Below are 19188 nucleotides of genomic sequence, written 5' to 3'. Positions count from 1 at the left end.
AGGGTTTATTTGAGATGCTTATTTTTAAGAGTATGCTTTTATTTTAGGAATGTTTTGATCCGATGAGTCGAAAGCTCAGGTTGTGCTCACTCTTAAGTTGATGGGCATGCACGTTCCTCCCAAAGACGCAGATATTGTTTGATATCTGGAATAACTCGTTCTAAAAATTGAAGTGCTTTTTGTAAACATTCCTCTCTAGACAGTATTTGCTTTACTTCTTTATCATCTGTCAGTTTTATAAAACCAGTTAATTCATTGGTTAATTTATCAATTGTAACGCTAACTAAATTATTATATTTCAACATCGGTAAATGCTTTTTAAAGAATTCATTCATTAAATATGGATTCTTTTCTTCTTTCTGTTTTTGTAATTCCTCTTTCGGAACAAATTTCATCCTTATTTCATCATCATTTTCCGTCTCATCTACTTTTGTAAAACCTTCTTTATTCCAGTCAAATAATTCGAATATGTCACCTCGTTCGTTACCTTTTCTCGATTTTCCAACAGCTACAGCCGAAGGCAATTTATAATGATCTGGCTCATATAAATCTTTACCTGTACTTGCATCAATAAACGCATGACTAGGCTCTGGTTCATATACAAGATGGTACCCTTTTACTTCTTCCCCGCTTTCATACTTACATGAAGAGTATGTTAAATCTATAAATACAAGTCTCATATCTTGTCTAGCTTTCAAATTTTCTAAAACGATATTCTCCTCAACAATTTCACTTGGCCATAACGGTTTTTTCTCTATAGCTTTTTGTCCATTGTAATGAAATTGCACAACATTACCTGAAGGGTTCACTCGCACAACGCACCCTGTATTCGGCAATGGATAGCTATTCACTTCTTGCATATAATTTACTTCTTTCCAACCACGCCTGTCGTCCTTAATCGTTACATATGTATAGAATTCATATCCTTCTTTTGTATATTTTTTCAAGAACGCATTTGCAATCTCCCTTGCCTTCTTCTCCTCTATCGCTTCCTTACCACTTGAAAAAGAATTTTCATCATCTATCCTAAACTCAATTAAATTACCAGTATGTCTATTCAATGTAATTTGTATCGTTCTCTCCTGATCCTCTTTATGCTCCCACCATAATAGATGATACGGGTCATCAACCCCTTCTTGATCATCTACAACAAGACTATATTCATCTGGAATGTTAATAATATGAGCCACTCGCTCTTTTCTTTCTTTATCTTTTTGATTCATCATACCGCTCCCTTTATTACATTTTAAGGTAATTATAACAAACAAAACCAAAGAACTATAAAAAAAAGACTAGAGATATCTCTAGTCTTTTACTTCGTCTCACGATGTAACGTTACTCGCTTTAATCGTGGACAATATTTTTTTAGTTCGATGCGTTCTGGATTGTTTCGTTTATTTTTTTTAGAAATGTAATTACGATCGCCACACTCCGTACAAGCTAATGTAATATTTACACGCATATTTAATTCTCCTTTCTTTCAAAGATTGCAACTAAAACGTAATGATTACGATTTATATATTATAAAACTTCATTCTATTTGTCAATTGCAAAAACAAGAAGATTCCATTTAGAATCCCCTTGTTTTTTATAGTTAAATAAATTTTGTCCCGCATTAACGGCCAATAAGACCCCTACTGATTTAAAGTTTCACTTTATTAAAACGATTCGTATGTAACAAACTCACTAATCGGCTTTCGATATCCTCGTGGACGAGTTTTAGTCGTATCACTTTTTCCTATCGTAATCATTAAAACAGGTACTATATGCTCCGGCATATTTAATTCACTTTGTACTACTTTTTCATCGAAATTAATCATTGGACATGTATCATAGCCATAATATTTAGCTGCGTACATAAAAGTCATCGCGCTTAACGAAGCATTTCTAATCGCTTCATCCTCCATGAAACGCTCTCCTTTTCCTTCATATAAACCTTTCGTTTTCCTAATTGTATCTTCATATTCACATTCATCAATCATCTTTAAAACTTTCATGCCGAAGTAAATATTTTCAACATTTTGGTATGCTTTTTTATCACCACAAACGAACACTACCGCTGATGCACTCGATACTTTATATTGACCGAAAGCTAATTCTTTTAATCTTTCTTTTCGCTCTTGATCACGAATTACAACATAATGTGTGTGCTGCAAATTATAGCAAGATGGAGAAAGCTTAGTTAACTCAAATATTTTTTTAAAATCCTCATCAGGGATTTCTATACCTTGTATAAATTTCATTGCAGAACGTCTAGCAATTGCTAATTCTTCAAAGTTCACCATATATCCTCCTCAATAACTATAAATTTAAATATACATTAATTTATACAAATAGATAAATCAAATAAAAACACTTTAAATCCGAATAATAATTATGATTAACAGCAAAAAAGACAAAAAGCTGAAACAATTAGTTCATACGAAATTCACACGAATCTATTACTATAGAAACTGTACATAGTGAACTTATTAACAATCACGTTTATTAATATAAAATCTTACTCGAAAGGAGTTGAAAGTATGAAAACTAAATATCGCTTTATGATCTCATCATTTGCTGCTTGCGCTTATATGATTTGGTATTTAGTATAATAACGACCTCACTTGCAAATAGGAAAAGGTGTGTATATAAATGGAATATAATCAATCAACAGTTAACTACTGGAAAGCTTTTGTATTACCATATACATTTGCTTTAGAAGAGTTAAAAACTAAATTTGAAATTATGAACCGGGAAGCTCAATTTCTAGAGGATTACAACCCGTTTGAACATATAAAAACAAGACTAAAACAACCTGAAAGTATTATTAAAAAACTAGAGCGCAAAAACTTATTACCAACAGTTGAAAATGCTCAAACACATTTACAAGATATTATTGGTATTCGTATTACATGTTGCTTCGTAGAAGATATCTATCATTTGAAAGAAGTCATTCAAAAACGCGAAGATATGGAAGTCATAGAAGTAAAAGATTATATCGCTAACCCAAAACGAAACGGATATAAAAGTTTACACATGATCATTAAATACCCTTTATCACTAAATTCTGGTACAAAAGATGTATTTGCAGAAATTCAGTTACGTACACTGGCAATGGACTTTTGGGCAAGTTTAGAACACAAACTTTATTATAAATATGAAGGGAAAATACCGGAGTATTTAAAAGATGAACTACATGATGCAGCAATGAAAGCTGAAGATCTGGATAATAAAATGGCCACAATTCGTCAAGATATTGATGATATTGAGGCATGTTCAAATCAAATTATGCTACCACTATAAAAAAAGGTTCTCGCCAATGAGAACCTTTTTTCTATCATTTTTTGGAAGTACGACTCCACACTTATTAAAGTTTCACTTTATTTTTTCTCTATCGTTCGAACCTCTTCAATCTTCCATTTATCATCTTCTTTCCCAAGAGCATACTGTACTTTCTTTTGAAGAGTGATACTGTCGTCTACTTCCTTTTCTTTCGTTTCAACAATAACATACCCTACTTTACTAACTTTCATATCTATATGTTCCAATTCAATTTTCTTATTTCCCTTTTGAAATGCGGCTTCTTTTTGTGTTTTTAAGTCTTCAGCACTAGGCATCTTCTTTGAAAATAACTCCATATGTTCTGCAAGATTTTTTTCATTCGTCGTTCGCACAAATGTATGAATAACATCTTGAATAGATCTCTCTTCTTCTTTTGTTATTTGTACCTTTTCCTCAGTTTTTTTAGTAGTAGATTTTTGTTCTACGTTATTCTCTTCTTGTTGACATCCAACTAGTAGTACTACAAACACTAGAAGGAATCTTAATTTCCTAAATAACTTTTTCATATTCCCAACTCCTAAAAAGAAAAGTGAGGCATTTCGCCTCACTTTCGCTCTTAATTAGCGTCTTCCTTTATTCGGATCGCCACCGCCAACAATATCAAAGACACGTTTCGCTATATTTGTATTCTCTTGAACGCCAGAGAACAAGTATTTACCTGGACCAAATGCATATACGTTCACATCTTCCCCTGTATGTCCACCCGTTGTCCAGCCTGTAACCGAGCGCTTATTGAAAATATCTTCAATTGCATTATCAATCTTTGTTACATCTTTTGACGGAGCTATATCATTTACAGCTTGAATTTCTTCTGGAGTTAATTGTAAATCAATATACTTTTTCAATGTTTCTTCTACATTTGCACCTTTTGCAATCTCATTTGCCATAAAGTCTGGTGTGCGCTTTGCAGCTTTAATTGGTTCTACTTTAAAGTTATACTCGCCATTGGCACCTAAAGATAAGCCACCAGTAGCGTGATCTGCCGTTGCAACAACTAACGTATTTTTATCTTTTTTCGCAAACTCAATCGCTGCTTTGAAAGCTTTTTCGAAGTCTTCCATTTCACTCATTGCACCAACAATATCATTATCATGTCCAGCCCAGTCGATTTGACTTCCTTCCACCATTAAGAAGAAACCATTTTTATTTTTGTTCAAACGCTCAATTGCTGCATTAGTCATTTCTTCTAATGAAGGTGTTTTCTCATTACGGTCAATCATTTTATCTAATCCACCTGGTGCAAATAAACCAAGAATTTGGTCATTTTTATCATTTAACAATTGATCTCGATCCGTTACATAGCTATAACCAGATTTCTTAAACTCTTCTGTAAGATTACGATCTTTTCTAACAAAGTTCTTTACGCCGCCGCCAAGCATAACATCTACTTTATGCTTCCCTTTAATTTTCTCATCAAAATAATCATTTGCAATTGCGTCCATATTTTTACGGCTAATGTCATGCGCACCGAAAGCAGCTGGTGTTGCATGTGTAATTTCAGAAGTTGCAACGAGTCCCGTTGATTTCCCTTTTTCTTTCGCTTGCTCAAGAACTGTTTTCACTTCCGCTTTATCATTATCAACTGCAATTGCAGCATTATATGTTTTAATCCCTGCTGACATAGCTGTTGCTGCCGATGCAGAGTCTGTAATATTTTCATGTTCATCTTCTGGGTATGTTTTTTGTGTTCCTACAAGATGCTTATCAAATTCTGTAGATTCCATTTCAAAGGTTTTTGGATTATCTTTCATATAACGGTGAGCCGTCATATATGAAGGACCCATACCATCCCCAATTAATACGATAACATTTTTAATCTTTGCATTGCTTCCGTTCTCATCTGCATTAACCTCACTAGAACGAGTAAAATTCCATGTTGCTACCGAAGTAACTGCTAATGATGCCACAACTGCAAATGGCCATGCTTTTTTCACAAACTTTTTCACTGTCTTGTCCCCCTAATTAGGTTATTCATTTCCCACTATCAAATTTAACGGAAGACTATTAAGAGAAAATTAGCTGTATGTAAATTTTTTGTTAACTTATGTAAATATCAGTTATAATTTGTATAACTTTGTCTTTTTGTATCAATCATCCCGCCCTTTACAATTTAAATATAAACAAGTTGGATTTCATTTAACGTAAATCTCTTTTTTACATTTTGACTCTATTTTTATGAAAATAAATAGAAATGCGGTGAGCCTTTATGAAAATAGTAAAGCTAAATGAGTCTTTTATTTTTGAATTACTTAATCTTTGCAAATCTGTTGGATGGTTACACGATGAAATTTTTATGAAAAAACAATTCGAAATGTATCTTTCTATCGGCACACTTGTAGGTTACATTCATGAGAACAAACTCATTGCGACTGGAGGAGTATTTCCCTTTACAAGTAACTTCGCTTCCATTGGTATGTTAATCGTTCACCCTAATTTTCAAGGACGCGGAATAGGGCGCATGTTGCTAAATCATTGCTTGGAACAAATTCATCCAAAACAACCCATTGCACTTATTGCGACAAAAGCTGGCGAACCTCTATACACATCATGCGGATTTCAAACAGCAACAACGATTCATCGTTTTGAAAAGCAAACTATTAAGACGTACCCTTCTCACTTACAACAAGTACAAGAAGAAGACCTTATATCTCTTACTTCTCTGGATCAAATTGCAACTGGTATGAATCGTTCTCTACTTTACTCTTTGCTATTACCAAGGGCTGTACACTCTTTTAAAATTGAAAGAAATAACTGTATAGAAGCTTTTTCATTATGCATACAAAAGGGCAATATATTATGTATCAATCCACTTATCGCCAAGCAAGCAGAAGATGCTATTCAATTATTAAAAAAGATATGTGAATGTTGGAATGGTATAGTACGAATTGATGTCCCACACTCACAATTTACATTTCGTAAATTTCTTCAAACAGAAAATTTCCAAGAAACGCTCCTTTCACCTCTTATGATAAAAAATGGTAGCCGACTTCCTGGAAATCGTAATATGCTATTTGCTATGATAGATACAGCGTTATGTTAGAAAGGAGACACCTAATTGAAGCGATTTAGCTATTTTATGGTAGGTTGTCTTACTCTTACACTATTAGTAGGATGTAGTGCAGCAGAAAAGCCAGTAGAACAAGTAAAACGAGTTAAAAATACAATTACAGCGAAACTAGCTACCGAGGAAAAAATGGTAGAAATAGATGGTCAAACCATTTACTTTAAAAAGATTGGTAATGAAAAACCACCTTTACTTATGATTCATGGCTTTGGAGGGTCATCAGATGGTTTTCAAAAGATTTACTCCGATTTAGCAAAAGATCATACAATTATTTCTGTAGATGCTTTAGGATTCGGGCGCTCATCTAAGCCAATGGATTTTTATTATTCTTTTCCAACTCATGCAAATTTGTATTATAAATTAATGAAAAAACTAGGGTATGATTCATTCGCAATACTGGGGCATTCCATGGGGGGAGAAATTTCTCTAAATTTAACATATTTATATCCTGAAGCAGTTACTCACCTTATTTTAACTGATGCTACAGGTGGCCCTCATACATTCGTTACTAAACAAGGCTCACCAAAACCACAATTGTCGACTGATTTAAATGCAGTTTCTTCTATTACAGATTATGATGAAAGCAAAGTGAAATTCAAACGTAATGATGAAGAGCATTATAATAAAATGAAATTATGGCCTAGACGTCTTAAAATTAATGCAAATGAAATAAAACAGCCAACTTTAATTATATGGGGCAGAAATGATAGTAGCGTTTCCTGGAAAGAAGGAGAAACGTATCATCAATTCTTAAAAAATAGCACTTTACATATTATTGAAAAAGGTTATCATGCACCATTTCGCCAAGAACCACAAGAATTTGTCGGGTATGTAAAAGATTTCTTTAAGAACAATCCGATCAAAGTTGAAAAATAACATAAACGGGTATCTCATTTTGAGATACCCGTTTTCATATATTAAGCAGCTTGCTTTTGGCGTTTTTGAGTTTTTGATCCTAATACTTTCGGGATAACAAAGCCATCCATTCCAAATTTCCCAGCGTTCATACCGGAAACAAGAACAAACATAGATAAGATAACCATCTCAGGGTTCACACCAATTGACCCACTAAACATATAGGAAAAGTTCATTACAAGACCAAAAAAGACCGCTGTTTTTGTTAAACAGCCTACAATTAAACCAATTCCGACTAAAATTTCCCCCCATGTTACAAGTGTATTAAACAAATCTACATTTGGAATTGCAAATTCTTGTAAGAATGATGCCCACCAAGATTGAACAGCCGGTTGTGCACCTTTAGATTTTTCAATTGCACCTTGCAAATAACCTGTTGCATCGAATCCTTTTCCTTGTAGTTTACCGATTCCAGCCATTAACCATGTGTAACCAAGATATACTCGAATTACTGCTAATACAAAAGAAACTGCTTTGTTTTCTCTTAAAAATTGAATAACCATATCTTCCTCCTAAAGTTGTAATTAAGTTAGTTACAGATAATATAATAACATTAGTTACTTATTTTTAAAATGTTAATTATGAATAATTCGTGACATGCGTATGAAACATTCAAAACTAACGTTTATATAGTAACTTCTATTACCTGTAAAAACTTGAACATATCATACCACAGGTGATAATCATTTTCATTGAAAAAAATGTAAAAAAATTGTGAGTTAAATGTGAAACACGTTTATTCGAATATAGAATAAACGTGTTTCACACTAATTATAGAATCGAAATGTATGTGTCTCCTCATCAATTAAACTCGCTTCTTGAAACGCTTCTTCTAACGTTTTCCCATGGTTAATAACCCCATAAAATAAGCGTATAGTAAACATAAGTGCTGCATTTCCATCTACATAATCAATCGATCCAATATATGATTTCGCACCACTATGTAAAAAAGATTTTGCTAGATTTTGCTCCCCTAACGTGCACCCGCTATTTACAATATGTGTATTATGCAATTTTGCATATTCATAAATTTCTTCTGCACCAAAATACCCTCTCGGTTCATCTTGTTCATATACTTCTTCGCCTAACTCTTCCATGACAAACTTCCCTTCTTCACCATGAAAGCAAAAAATAATATAATTAACATCGTTAAATAAGTTCTTTCCAGAAAGAACTCCCACAAAATCTTTCGGTCTACCAATCCAATATGTCACAACCCTTGCACCAAAATATTCAAGAGATGCTCGGATTGATTGCGCCTCTAAATCCGAATTAAAACCAACTACTAATGCAATATTCAACATACAATCCCCATCCTATAATCAGCCCTTGTCAATCAGAATTTTCTGGGATAAATCCATTTCATATATACCCGTTTCTTTCAAAAAATCTGATCTAGTTAAAACGACTTTCTGTAAATATTGCCTATATGCTGTAATTGTTCCATCGTGGGATACAATGCAAATTCTTTCAACACTCAGTTCATAACACCAAAGAAGAAATTCATCTACTATTTGCTGAAAACTATTCTCTGAAATAGTGTTTATACCTTCCTTCCATAACTGATTATTTGAGCTTTTCTCTATCGAAAAATGCGGAAATAACTTTGTTATCATTCCCTGATCTACTATATAATCGCACGGTAATGTTCTCGCTTCTTCTCGATAAGGAAAAATACGCGGAGATACATATGGATGAACGATTTTTTGACAAGCAACTTTCGCACTCCATATTGTCGCCGTTTGCAAAGTTCTAAGTGTAGGACTAGCAATTAATATATCCGTCTCTTGTAATGGCACATTGCATTGAAGTAATTTAGCCTGATTCCTTCCTTCATCCGTCAATGGCGGATGAAGCACTTTTAAACTTGATGGCAAATCCCTTGTATGTTCTCCTTCCCCGTGCCGAACAAAGACGATTTTCATCCCCTTCCTCCTCTCATTATGAAATCCTCTTACATATTTCTTCCCTATCTCATACTTTATTCCTGCTATATGAAAACCAATATGTAAAAAACTTTTTACACAGAAAGGAGAATTACATATATGAAATGGATAATTTTCTTTATTGGAATGATTGTATGGGGATATATAAACGGCTTCTTTAGTAGTGATAAAACTGCTAATCCTTGGATTACAGATGATGAACGTGAAACAAAAATTAAGCAAAAAGCAATTACGGCAAGCTGGTCCGGTGTTTTTATGTTTTGTACCATTAGCCTCTTAAATAAATGGTTAGGTTTAAGCACAAACGATAAATCACCGTACTTACCAGACACTATCGCAGCTATTTTAAAAGAAAATGTAGAGTTACAAGTTTTACTCATGCTATTTGTTATGTATGGAATATTTTACTTACATTATCGAAGAAAATTAAGTGCCTAACTTCTAACTCATGATTATCCTCCTAAATGGTTATAGTAATCATGACAAAATGAAAGGAGAGATATAAACATGAGTAACTCGAATGAATTTTTAGATACACTACATGAAAAACAAGCAAAAGATGAACAAAATAGAAAGCGCCAAGGGAACGGAAACCCAGCGAAAAAAAAGCCAAATAAAACACATAAATAACAATTAAAACTGCCTAAAATGATCTTTTAGGCAGTTTTTTTATTCTTCTTTCACCGAGATAACATTTCCCCAATTCCATTTCTCATAATACCACGCTGGTACATCTATATTTTCAATCCACTTCTTTTCCTGCTTCCGATCTTTATGAGCAAGCCATACATCCGCTTTCTTACGGTCTGAACGTATCCAAATTAATTGATTACTCTTCTTCATGAAGATCGGGTGGTAATCCCCTTGCTTGTTCGTTTTCTTTGTGATTTGATGCTGTGCATTACTTGTACTATCGACCTCATATAAAGATGGTAGTGGCCTTTTTTCTGGTGGAGTTTCTATCCCTGCCTCTTTTGCTCGTGAAACGATAATTACTCTATCGTTCTTCCATACAAAATCCCAATCAACATATCCTTTCGGCGTAAATATGTTCTGCTGAAGTGCTGGCAATTCCTTTACTTTTAAATGTTTATTTTCTAATGCAACTCTTCCGCTCCCTTCAATATAAGCTAATATATTTTTTGATGGTGCCCATTGAAACCATTGTGCGTTTAATAACATTTGATCTACTTTTTCAAACCGACTGCCGTCTGCACGAACTAAGCAAAGCGTATTACTATCAGCTGACCATGAAGCTGTCGGTACTGCTAAAAATGAAATCCACTTTTGATCTGGTGACCACTTAAAGCCACTTGCTACTAGCGCTAGGAAATCATCGTGTTCATTTGGCAATGCATACAAATGCTTCATTTTGTGAGGATTCATATGTGCATCTTTTTGCACTTCATATAGCTGAGCGCCTGTCCATCCTGTTGGAAGTAAGTGCGCTTCAGAGGATACAAGAAAGTTCTTTCCATCGGGGTACCATGCATAATCCCCTACACCAGCCGATACATTTTCAAAATCTGCATTCTTTTTTTCTACATCAAATGTATTTAATGTACCTGTAAATATAAATGCAATTATATTTTCTGTTGGTGACCATTGATAATTCGATGCTTCTGAGTGAAACGGCGTAACTTTCTTTCCATCTTTCAGCCGATATAACTCAAGAATACTTTGTTTCTTCCCTTTTACATACGCTAGCCATTCCCCATCATATGACCACTTCGGCCCTGTTATGTACTCTCCTTTTGTAATCTGTATTTCTTTCCCATCAACTTTAATCCAAAGATTATGATGACGAATAAAAGCAACTTTCACACTATTATTTTCTGCACTAGTAATAGTGATAGAACATAAAAACATAAACAACACTACACTACTACTTACTATTAGCCTTTTCATACCATCACTCCATTTCCCTCATAGCATTCCTCACTTTATCCCTACAATATGTGAAAAATATCGATTCGACATAATCAGAAAAAATTTCCCAAGAAATTTTCAATCCATAGAGGATTGGTATGAATTATGTCGAAAGTATAGTTTAGCCAACATTTATATGTATAATTTCTAACTAAAATGCAAGATTTTATTTCTGAATATTGGCACTTTTTATTAGGGGGAGTATCAATGAAAAAAACTACATCTACACTATTAAGCATGGCGCTTGTCTTTTCTAGTTTTGGAGCTTTAAGTGCTCATGCTGAATCACTACAAAAGGAGAAGCAATTTAGTCCACAATTAAAAACAACGATTGAACAGTGGGGAGAACATAAAATCGCTCAAAATGTTGAAACGAAAACAACAAAAGAAATATCAGTAATTGTAGAATTACAACATGCACCTCTCGCTGCTCAAAGTAATATTCAGCATGCTCCAGATTTACAAAATAGTAATGCACAGTCTTATCATGCTGAGCTCAAAAAAGCACAAGAAGATACGACTAAGAAAATAAAAGAAAAAGCACCTGGTGCAAAAATTAAAGAAGTGTATAATACGTTATTTTCCGGATTCTCTATTTCAATTCCTGGAGATCAAATTACCTCTCTTGCCTCTTTACCTGAAGTAAAAGCAGTCTATCCGAACTTAACATATAAATTACATGAAACATCAAAAAGTGCTATTAACGAAGAAGCACCAAATATCGGTGGACCGACAATTGGTGCACCTGAAGCGTGGAATTTAAAAGATCCATTTGGCAAACCGCTTGATGGAAAAGGCATGAAAATAGCCATTATCGACTCTGGCGTAGACTATACACACCCTGACCTAAAGGCAAATTATATCGGTGGATATGACACGGTTGATGAAGATAACGATCCAATGGATGGTAACGTACATGGTACTCATGTAGCTGGAATTATTGCGGGTAACGGAAAAATCAAAGGCGTTGCTCCAAACGCTTCTATTCTAGCATATCGTGTAATGAATGACGGTGGAACTGGTACAACAGATGATATTATCCAAGGAATTGAGCGAGCAATTCAAGATGGTGCGGATGTATTAAACCTCTCCCTTGGGCAGGATTTAAATGTACCTGATCAGCCTGTAACATTAACGTTAGAACGAGCAGCGAAACTTGGTGTTACTGCTGTCGTTTCAAATGGAAATGACGGACCAAAACCTTGGTCTGTTGATGCTCCCGGTAACGCAAGTAGTGTCATTTCTGTTGGAGCATCTACGGTTTCTATCCCGTTTCCAACATTCCAAGTAACTGGTTCCAGCAAAACATATCAAGGGTTACCATTATCAAAATCCGATTTTCCAATAGAAAATGATTCTCCTCTTGTATATGTTGGTTATGGCAATCCAAGTGATTATGCAAAACAAGATGTGAAAGGGAAATTCGCACTTATTTTACAAGGTACTTCTAGTACATTAGTAAAAGCAGAACAAGCGAAGCAAGCTGGTGCACTTGGTGTGTTATTAATCTCTAGCGAAAAAGAAATTAATATGATGCCGGAATATTTTTCACGTGAACATCTAGCTGTCCCAGTAATGCAATTATCAAATACAAATGGGGAAGAATTAAAAACTTTAATTACAAAACGAAAGAAAAATATAAAAATTGGACAACCAAAGCAAACAGAACTTATCGGTAACTTTAGTTCAAGAGGACCATCACAAGGAAGTTGGCTAATAAAGCCTGATGTTGTTGCACCTGGAGTACAAATTACTAGTACAGTACCGCGAGGCGGCTATGAATCGCATAACGGAACAAGTATGGCTGCTCCGCAAGTAGCTGGAGCGGTTGCCCTCTTGCGTCAAATGCATCCTGATTGGACGACAGAACAATTGAAAGCGGCTCTTGCCAACAATGTCAAAACATTACATGATGTCAATGAAAATACATACCCTGTTATGGCACAAGGATCTGGTTTAATTAACATTCCGAAAGCAGCTCAAACAAATGTATTAGTAAAACCTAACAATGTCAGCTTCGGTCTTATTAAGCCCAATAGCGGAAAAGTAAAACTGACGCAAAATGTTACATTACAAAACCTTTCTAGTAAAAAGAAAAGTTTTTCAACTCGTGTGGAATTACTAGATGCAAACACAAAAACAAAAGTAAAAGCTTCTGTCCCTTCATCGATTAGCATTCAACCGAATAGTAGTACCGAAAAACCATTTACTATCACTGTAGATAGCTCACTACAACAAGGTGTGTATACTGGAAATGTATATGTAAAAGAACAAGGGGCAAAAGAAGAAATTCGAATTCCATTCACATTTAGTATCGATCCTAAAGATTATAAACGTATCGATGGACTTGAAATTATTAATTCTACTTTTAGCCCAAATGGCGACCACGTACTAGATGATAATCTCATCAACTACTATTTAGTTGCGCCTGTGGATGATATCACATTGCATGCAAATTTAGTTACGAAAGAACGTGTAACGTATCAAGGGATTATCCATCAAGCTAAAAATGCAACTCCTGGGTATAAACCTTTCAAATGGAATGGTACAAAAGCAGATGGCACTCCTTTAACTGATGGGCTATATCAAATTGAAGCAGTTGCTTCTAATTCTGGCGGGGAAACAAAGCAAACAGCTGCTGTATTTCTTGATCGAACTGCACCTAAGTTAACACACGAGGTTGACCAAGAAAATCTCGTAATTAGAGGAAAAGTTGATGATATTCTACTAGATTGGATGTCAGAATCTGGTTGGATAGCACCTGGTATTCCAGTGAGAATGCAATATGAAATTAACGGAAATGGTGTATGGGAACAGGCATTCCTGAACCCTTGGGAGAAAAGCTATGACATTTATTTCGATCGCACTCAATTACAAGAAGGAAAAAATACTATTCACATTGTAGCAACTGATGCAGCTGGCAATACCTCTAATTTAACTGTTAATTTAGAAGTGAAATAAAGTAAAATTTTAATCAGTGGAGATTTCGTTCATCCCCACTGATTATTAGCCTTCACCAATCGGGAGTTACGGGCAGTTAATCTCCCATCTCACTTCTTTGCTCCAACCGAATTTTGAGGTAGGAATTTTACTGCTCATTAACACGGGATAAAAAATTTTTGTTGACAATTTTTTTAATATAGTTTTATAATACAAAACATAGTTTAGTTGAACGAATTATATATCGGCTTTGAAGGAATACTAGTAGCGACTTATATCACTGTCTCAGAGAACTGATGGTTGGTGCGAATCAGTACATATACAAGCGTGAATTACAATTCTGGAGCTTCTTTCCCGTAATGCTTTTTATGCATGAAGAGAAAGACGGATCTTTCCGTTATCGTAAAGTGAGTGGTAAACAATTAGTTGTTTACAAATAGGGTGGTACCGCGATTTTTATCGTCCCTATCGGATTTTCCGATAGGGACTTTTTTGCGTCCATCCTCTTACACAATTTCATATATACGCGTTGAAAGAATCGCAGTAGTATCTTATATCCCTGTTACAGAGAGCTAATGGTCGGTGGAAATTAGCACATATATAAGTATGAATTACAATTCTGGAGCTTCTTTTTCGTAGTGCTTTTATGCATGAAGGAAAAGACGGAATTTTTCCGTTATCATTAATTGAGATGTAAGTATATTTTCACTTACAAATAGGGTGGTACCGCGATTCTTTCGCCCCTATCGGATTTTCCGATAGGGGCTTTTTCTATTTCTCACAGAAACAGATGTTAAATAATTCCGAATCTTATGATAAAATTTTATAAGCGCTTACAAATAATGAAGGGAGGTGATACAAGCTATACGAAATCGATATTCAATTTTATAGAAAAAAAGGAGGATGTCTAAATGACAAAGAAAACAGAAATTCCATCGCATTTAAAACCATTCGTATCCACACAACATTATGATCAATACACACCGGTGAATCACGCTGTGTGGCGTTACATTATGAGACAAAATCATAGCTTCTTAAAAGACGTTGCTCATCCAGCCTATGTGAACGGACTACAATCATCTGGTATTAATATAGATGCAATTCCAAAAGTAGAAGAAATGAATGAGTGTTTGGCACCAAGTGGCTGGGGCGCTGTAACGATTGACGGACTTATTCCCGGCGTAGCATTCTTCGATTTTCAAGGACACGGATTACTACCGATCGCAACAGATATTCGGAAAGTAGAAAATATCGAGTACACGAAGCCGCAGGACACGCACCGATTTTACTTGATCCTACATATGCAAAATATGTGAAACGTTTTGGGCAAATTGGTGCAAAAGCTTTCTCTACAAAAGAAGAACATGATGCATTTGAAGCTGTTCGTACATTAACGATAGTGAAAGAAAGCCCTACTTCTACTCCTGATGAAGTTAAGGCTGCTGAAAATGCTGTAATTGAAAAACAAAACTTAGTTTCTGGTTTATCAGAAGCTGAACAAATTTCACGTCTTTTCTGGTGGACAGTAGAATATGGATTGATCGGAAATATAGATGATCCAAAGATATATGGTGCTGGTCTCCTTTCTTCTGTTGGCGAAAGCAAACATTGCTTAACAGACGCTGTAGAAAAGGTTCCATTTTCTATCGAAGCATGTATAGGGACAACTTATGACGTAACAAAAATGCAACCACAACTATTTGTTTGTGAATCCTTTGAAGAATTAACAGATGCGCTTGAAACATTTTCTAAAACAATGGCCTTTAAAACAGGTGGAAAAGAAGGTTTAGAAAAAGCAATTCGCTCTGAGAACTATGCAACAGCTGAGCTAAATAGCGGATTACAAATTACAGGTACATTTAGCGAGACAATTGAAAACGATGCAGGTGAATTAATTTACATGCGAACAAATTCGCCAACGGCATTAGCACTTCATAATAAACAGTTAGCGAATCATTCTACTTCTGTACACAGTGACGGATTTGGAACACCGATTGGATTACTCACTGAAAATATTGCATTAGAAAATTGTACAGACGAACAACTACAATCATTAGGAATTACAATTGGAACTATCGCTGAGTTTACTTTTGCAAGTGGTATTCATGTAAAAGGAACAGTAACAGATATTGTAAAAAACGATAAGAAAATTGCTCTTATTTCCTTTATCGATTGCACAGTTACTTATAACGCCCGCGTTTTATTTGATGCTTCATGGGGCGCATTTGATATGGCTGTTGGCTCACAAATCACTTCAGTATTCCCAGGTGCCGCAGATGCCGCAGCATTTTTCCCAATGGATGAAGAAGTTCACGAAATTCCTGCTCCACTTGTACTGAATGAACTTGAACGTATGTATCAAACAGTTCGAGATATTCGAAGTGAGGGGATTTTACACGACGCGCATATCGATCAATTAGTAGCAATTCAAGAAGTATTAAATAAATTTTATGCGAAAGAATGGTTACTGCGCCTTGAAGTATTAGAGTTACTTTTAGAGCATAACAAAGGGCATGAAACATCGGCAGCATTACTACATCAACTTTCTACTTTCACAACTGACGAAGCTGTAACACGCCTTATTAACAATGGTCTTGCGTTACTTCCAGTAAAGGATGTGAAAAATGATGCTAAGATTAACTGAAGAAGAAGTTCACGAAGAATTATTGAAGGTAGATAAATGGATGGTAAAAGATGAGAAATGGATTGAACGAAAATATATGTTTTCCGACTACTTAAAAGGAGTCGAATTTGTCTCTGAAGCCGCCAAACTATCAGAAGAACATAATCACCATCCATTTATCCTTATCCAGTATAAAGCAGTTATTATTACTTTGTCATCTTGGAATGCAAAAGGTTTAACGAAACTAGATTTTGAGCTTGCAAAACAATTTGATGAACTATTTTTACAAAACGAAAAAGCAATTATAAGAAAATAAAAGGAGAAGCCTTTTTAGGCTTCTCCTTTTATTTTGAAATGGATACAATGTCCAAATGGATCCTCGACTTGTAATATTCCATCTTTGTACGTAGCAATCTTGCCAATATTTTTTAAGCTTTCACATACTTGCTCTTTTTGTTTTTCATTCGCTAGTACAACTGTGAAATATTTCAAACCAACAGAACCTGGCATTTGCGGTGGTACCCCTTCACCTTGCCATGTATTTAAACCGATATGGTGATGATAACCACCTGCAGATACGAACAATGCTCCATTACGAGATGGAATCGTTACTTCAAAACCAAGACCATCAACATAGAAACGTTTCGCTTCCTCTAAATCAGCTACATGAAAATGAATATGCCCCATCACAGTACCAGCTGGAAAGCCATTCCATGTACTTCCTTGCTGTAATAATTCTTCACCAGCTAACGGGTTACTAACAAATGGGAGTTCTCCATTCTCATCACGCCAAACTTCTTTTTGTCGATCATGATAAATTTCAATCCCGTTTCCATCTGGATCAGCTAAATAAAGAGCTTCACTAAAGTAATGATCGGCTCCGCCATGTAGTGGATATACCATCTCTACAAGATGACGAAGAACATTCGCTAAATCCTGTCTACTTGGTAATAAAATTGCGTAATGATATAACCCTGTTCTTCCTCTTTGCTTCGGAAAAGCTTCTTTCTTTTCTTCAATGATAAGAAGTGGTTCATCATTTTCATTCCCAAATGTAACGACTGCTTCTTCTTCTCTTAGCACCTTCATACTTAGTACTTCCGTATAAAACTCTAGTGATTTCTTTACATTAGATACGTATAAATGAACAACATCAAGTGTTGTATCGGGATGAAGTTGAAAACTCATCTTGTTAGCCCCCCCATTTAAATTAGTTCTTCTTTGACATTTTTTCTTTTAAGAAATTATCTACAAAGCCATCAGCTTTTGCAACAAATAAGTATGCACCCATTGCTAATAATGCAAGTTCTAATTCGAAACCAGGATTTTTTCCATCTCCCAATAAACCAGCTGACCATTTCACTTTTACGATTGCTCCAACCATAACAAGTGCAAATAATAATCCAATATATCTTACACCTAAACCTAGAATTAATAATAGACCTCCAACTAATTCAAACGTTGCTACACCGTATGCAAGTCCTCCTGGTAAACCAATACTTGTAAACCATCCTGCAATATTGTCAATTCCTGATTGGAATTTTGTTAAACCGTGCATGAAGAATGTTACCCCTAACACGATACGAATAATTAAGTTACCAATATGTTGATTCATTTCATTCTCTCCTTTATAGTTTTCTTATACAAAACTTTTATTTACATTACAAAACATACACTAATTTTTTTTATTCGTCAATTCATTTTCACTGGGAAAAAATATATTTTTTTTGCTATGATACAAATAGTTGTTTACAAAAAGGAGCTTGATTTTATGAATATTGGTTCTGCAATACGTGAAATTCGTCAACGTAGAGGCATAACAATTGCACAAATTTGCGAGGGAACAGGTCTTTCTAAAGGATTTATGAGTCAGGTTGAAAATAATAAAACATCACCATCTATCTCAACTTTAGAAACGATCTCCAATTTTTTAAACGTTCCCCTTCCCTATTTATTGTTAGAGCAAAAAGATCGATTAAAAATTGTCAAAAAAGAAGAACGGAAATACAGTGTATACGGCAAAGATGAGCAAAGAATTGAACATGTTGCGGAGCAAGGGGGCCTTCGCCTATCTTTAGTAGAAATCCCTACTGGATTCCCGAAAGAAAATTCACCAAATGCCCATGAAGGGGAAGAATGTCACCTTGTATTACGCGGAAAATTAGAAGTTCAGCACGGTGAAGATATTGCAATTGTAGAAGAAGGTGATTCTTTCTCATGGAATGCATGCGTTCCTCATATTGTTCGTAATATAGGAGAAGAAACTGCATTATTACTCATCTCTAGTTATGCAGAAAATCGAAAACGTGTTTACTAAATAATAAAAAAGAAGCCTGTTATGTACTGACCCCTGTCAAGTAGACAGTAATTAAAACGCATAGTTAAGAAGCCTGAGTTCGATATTCGTATGGACTCAGGTTCTTTAATTTTTTCTGAAAACGATGGTG

At 35.0% G+C, this 19188-nt stretch carries 18 protein-coding genes, 2 pseudogenes and 2 other annotated features; of the genes and pseudogenes, 9 read left to right on the top strand and 11 right to left on the bottom strand.

What is annotated here, in order from left to right:
* Window positions 1-110: 110 nt before the first annotated feature.
* From MR168_RS25925 to MR168_RS25915, 3 genes and pseudogenes are all read right to left on the bottom strand, one after another.
* Window positions 111-1223 (bottom strand): annotated as a pseudogene (locus MR168_RS25925) (YcdB/YcdC domain-containing protein); the annotation flags it as partial.
* Between the two features lie 89 nt (window positions 1224-1312).
* A complete protein-coding gene (gene rpmG, locus MR168_RS25920) occupies window positions 1313-1462 on the bottom strand; it encodes a 50S ribosomal protein L33 (protein WP_001265617.1) in 150 nt (49 codons plus the stop codon).
* A 196-nt stretch (window positions 1463-1658) separates the two neighbouring features.
* Window positions 1659-2285 (bottom strand): nitroreductase family protein, encoded by a 627-nt coding sequence (locus MR168_RS25915; RefSeq protein ID WP_242291588.1) that lies wholly within the window; start codon window positions 2283-2285, stop codon window positions 1659-1661.
* A gap of 349 nt (window positions 2286-2634) precedes the next feature.
* On the opposite strand from MR168_RS25915, the gene MR168_RS25910 reads away from it, so the two are divergent.
* Complete coding sequence (locus tag MR168_RS25910; RefSeq protein WP_000456219.1) at window positions 2635-3285, top strand: GTP pyrophosphokinase; 651 nt, start codon at window positions 2635-2637, stop codon at window positions 3283-3285.
* 77 nt (window positions 3286-3362) lie between these two features.
* Here MR168_RS25910 and MR168_RS25905 read toward each other — a convergent pair whose 3' ends face one another.
* Entirely contained in the window at window positions 3363-3830 is a 468-nt protein-coding gene (locus MR168_RS25905; protein ID WP_000732795.1) for a hypothetical protein, read from the bottom strand.
* Between the two features lie 54 nt (window positions 3831-3884).
* The gene (locus MR168_RS25900) at window positions 3885-5270 is read right to left on the bottom strand and encodes an alkaline phosphatase (RefSeq protein WP_000714913.1); all 1386 of its coding nucleotides are present in this window, start codon (window positions 5268-5270) and stop codon (window positions 3885-3887) included.
* A gap of 260 nt (window positions 5271-5530) precedes the next feature.
* Here MR168_RS25900 and MR168_RS25895 point away from each other — a divergent pair, with 260 nt between their 5' ends.
* Together MR168_RS25895 and MR168_RS25890 are read left to right on the top strand one after the other, a co-directional pair.
* On the top strand, window positions 5531-6364 hold the full coding sequence (locus MR168_RS25895; protein ID WP_000706693.1) for a GNAT family N-acetyltransferase: 834 nt from the start codon (window positions 5531-5533) through the stop codon (window positions 6362-6364).
* Between the two features lie 15 nt (window positions 6365-6379).
* The gene (locus tag MR168_RS25890) at window positions 6380-7264 is read left to right on the top strand and encodes an alpha/beta fold hydrolase (protein WP_086411441.1); all 885 of its coding nucleotides are present in this window, start codon (window positions 6380-6382) and stop codon (window positions 7262-7264) included.
* A gap of 41 nt (window positions 7265-7305) precedes the next feature.
* Here MR168_RS25890 and MR168_RS25885 read toward each other — a convergent pair whose 3' ends face one another.
* From MR168_RS25885 to MR168_RS25875, 3 genes are all read right to left on the bottom strand, one after another.
* A complete protein-coding gene (locus tag MR168_RS25885) occupies window positions 7306-7806 on the bottom strand; it encodes a DoxX family protein (RefSeq protein WP_000236612.1) in 501 nt (166 codons plus the stop codon).
* A gap of 264 nt (window positions 7807-8070) precedes the next feature.
* Complete coding sequence (locus MR168_RS25880; RefSeq protein WP_000931932.1) at window positions 8071-8607, bottom strand: hypothetical protein; 537 nt, start codon at window positions 8605-8607, stop codon at window positions 8071-8073.
* 18 nt (window positions 8608-8625) lie between these two features.
* Entirely contained in the window at window positions 8626-9228 is a 603-nt protein-coding gene (locus MR168_RS25875; protein ID WP_000706239.1) for a histidine phosphatase family protein, read from the bottom strand.
* Between the two features lie 120 nt (window positions 9229-9348).
* Here MR168_RS25875 and MR168_RS25870 point away from each other — a divergent pair, with 120 nt between their 5' ends.
* Both MR168_RS25870 and MR168_RS25865 read left to right on the top strand, forming a co-directional pair.
* The gene (locus tag MR168_RS25870) at window positions 9349-9687 is read left to right on the top strand and encodes a hypothetical protein (protein ID WP_006927328.1); all 339 of its coding nucleotides are present in this window, start codon (window positions 9349-9351) and stop codon (window positions 9685-9687) included.
* 69 nt (window positions 9688-9756) lie between these two features.
* Window positions 9757-9879, top strand: coding sequence for a DUF4023 domain-containing protein (locus MR168_RS25865; RefSeq protein ID WP_000071866.1), 123 nt, complete (start codon window positions 9757-9759; stop codon window positions 9877-9879).
* 39 nt (window positions 9880-9918) lie between these two features.
* Here MR168_RS25865 and MR168_RS25860 read toward each other — a convergent pair whose 3' ends face one another.
* Window positions 9919-11157: a TolB family protein gene (locus MR168_RS25860; RefSeq protein WP_000825732.1), complete on the bottom strand. Its 1239-nt coding sequence runs from the start codon at window positions 11155-11157 to the stop codon at window positions 9919-9921.
* A gap of 228 nt (window positions 11158-11385) precedes the next feature.
* Between MR168_RS25860 and MR168_RS25855 the strand changes: the two genes are divergently transcribed.
* The 3 genes and pseudogenes from MR168_RS25855 to MR168_RS25845 all read left to right on the top strand — a co-directional run bounded on the left by MR168_RS25855 (window position 11386) and on the right by MR168_RS25845 (window position 17057).
* Window positions 11386-14139: a S8 family peptidase gene (locus tag MR168_RS25855; protein WP_242291587.1), complete on the top strand. Its 2754-nt coding sequence runs from the start codon at window positions 11386-11388 to the stop codon at window positions 14137-14139.
* 220 nt (window positions 14140-14359) lie between these two features.
* Window positions 14360-14588: a binding site (T-box leader), on the top strand.
* A 50-nt stretch (window positions 14589-14638) separates the two neighbouring features.
* Window positions 14639-14866 (top strand) — a binding site (T-box leader).
* Window positions 14867-15029: 163 nt separating this feature from the next.
* Window positions 15030-16762: pseudogene (locus MR168_RS25850) on the top strand (aromatic amino acid hydroxylase).
* Complete coding sequence (locus tag MR168_RS25845; protein ID WP_000979537.1) at window positions 16743-17057, top strand: 4a-hydroxytetrahydrobiopterin dehydratase; 315 nt, start codon at window positions 16743-16745, stop codon at window positions 17055-17057. The pseudogene MR168_RS25850 and the gene MR168_RS25845 overlap by 20 nt, the downstream one beginning before the upstream one ends.
* A 14-nt stretch (window positions 17058-17071) precedes the next feature.
* Here the strand turns inward: MR168_RS25845 and MR168_RS25840 are convergent, their stop codons facing one another.
* Together MR168_RS25840 and MR168_RS25835 are read right to left on the bottom strand one after the other, a co-directional pair.
* Entirely contained in the window at window positions 17072-17929 is an 858-nt protein-coding gene (locus MR168_RS25840) for a VOC family protein (protein ID WP_000009849.1), read from the bottom strand.
* Window positions 17930-17951: 22 nt separating this feature from the next.
* The gene (locus tag MR168_RS25835; protein WP_001071553.1) at window positions 17952-18356 is read right to left on the bottom strand and encodes a DoxX family protein; all 405 of its coding nucleotides are present in this window, start codon (window positions 18354-18356) and stop codon (window positions 17952-17954) included.
* Window positions 18357-18512: 156 nt separating this feature from the next.
* Between MR168_RS25835 and MR168_RS25830 the strand changes: the two genes are divergently transcribed.
* Window positions 18513-19058 carry a helix-turn-helix domain-containing protein gene (locus MR168_RS25830; RefSeq protein WP_001020693.1) on the top strand — a complete coding sequence of 182 codons (546 nt, stop codon included), beginning with the start codon at window positions 18513-18515 and terminating at the stop codon, window positions 19056-19058.
* Window positions 19059-19188 lie beyond the last annotated feature (130 nt).

It is taken from the genome of Bacillus cereus group sp. BfR-BA-01356, assembly GCF_022663635.1.
GTDB classification, from domain to species: domain Bacteria; phylum Bacillota; class Bacilli; order Bacillales; family Bacillaceae_G; genus Bacillus_A; species Bacillus_A cereus.
The sequence above is the reverse complement of the archived record's forward strand: the minus strand, read 5'-3'. Positions and strand labels throughout refer to the sequence as shown.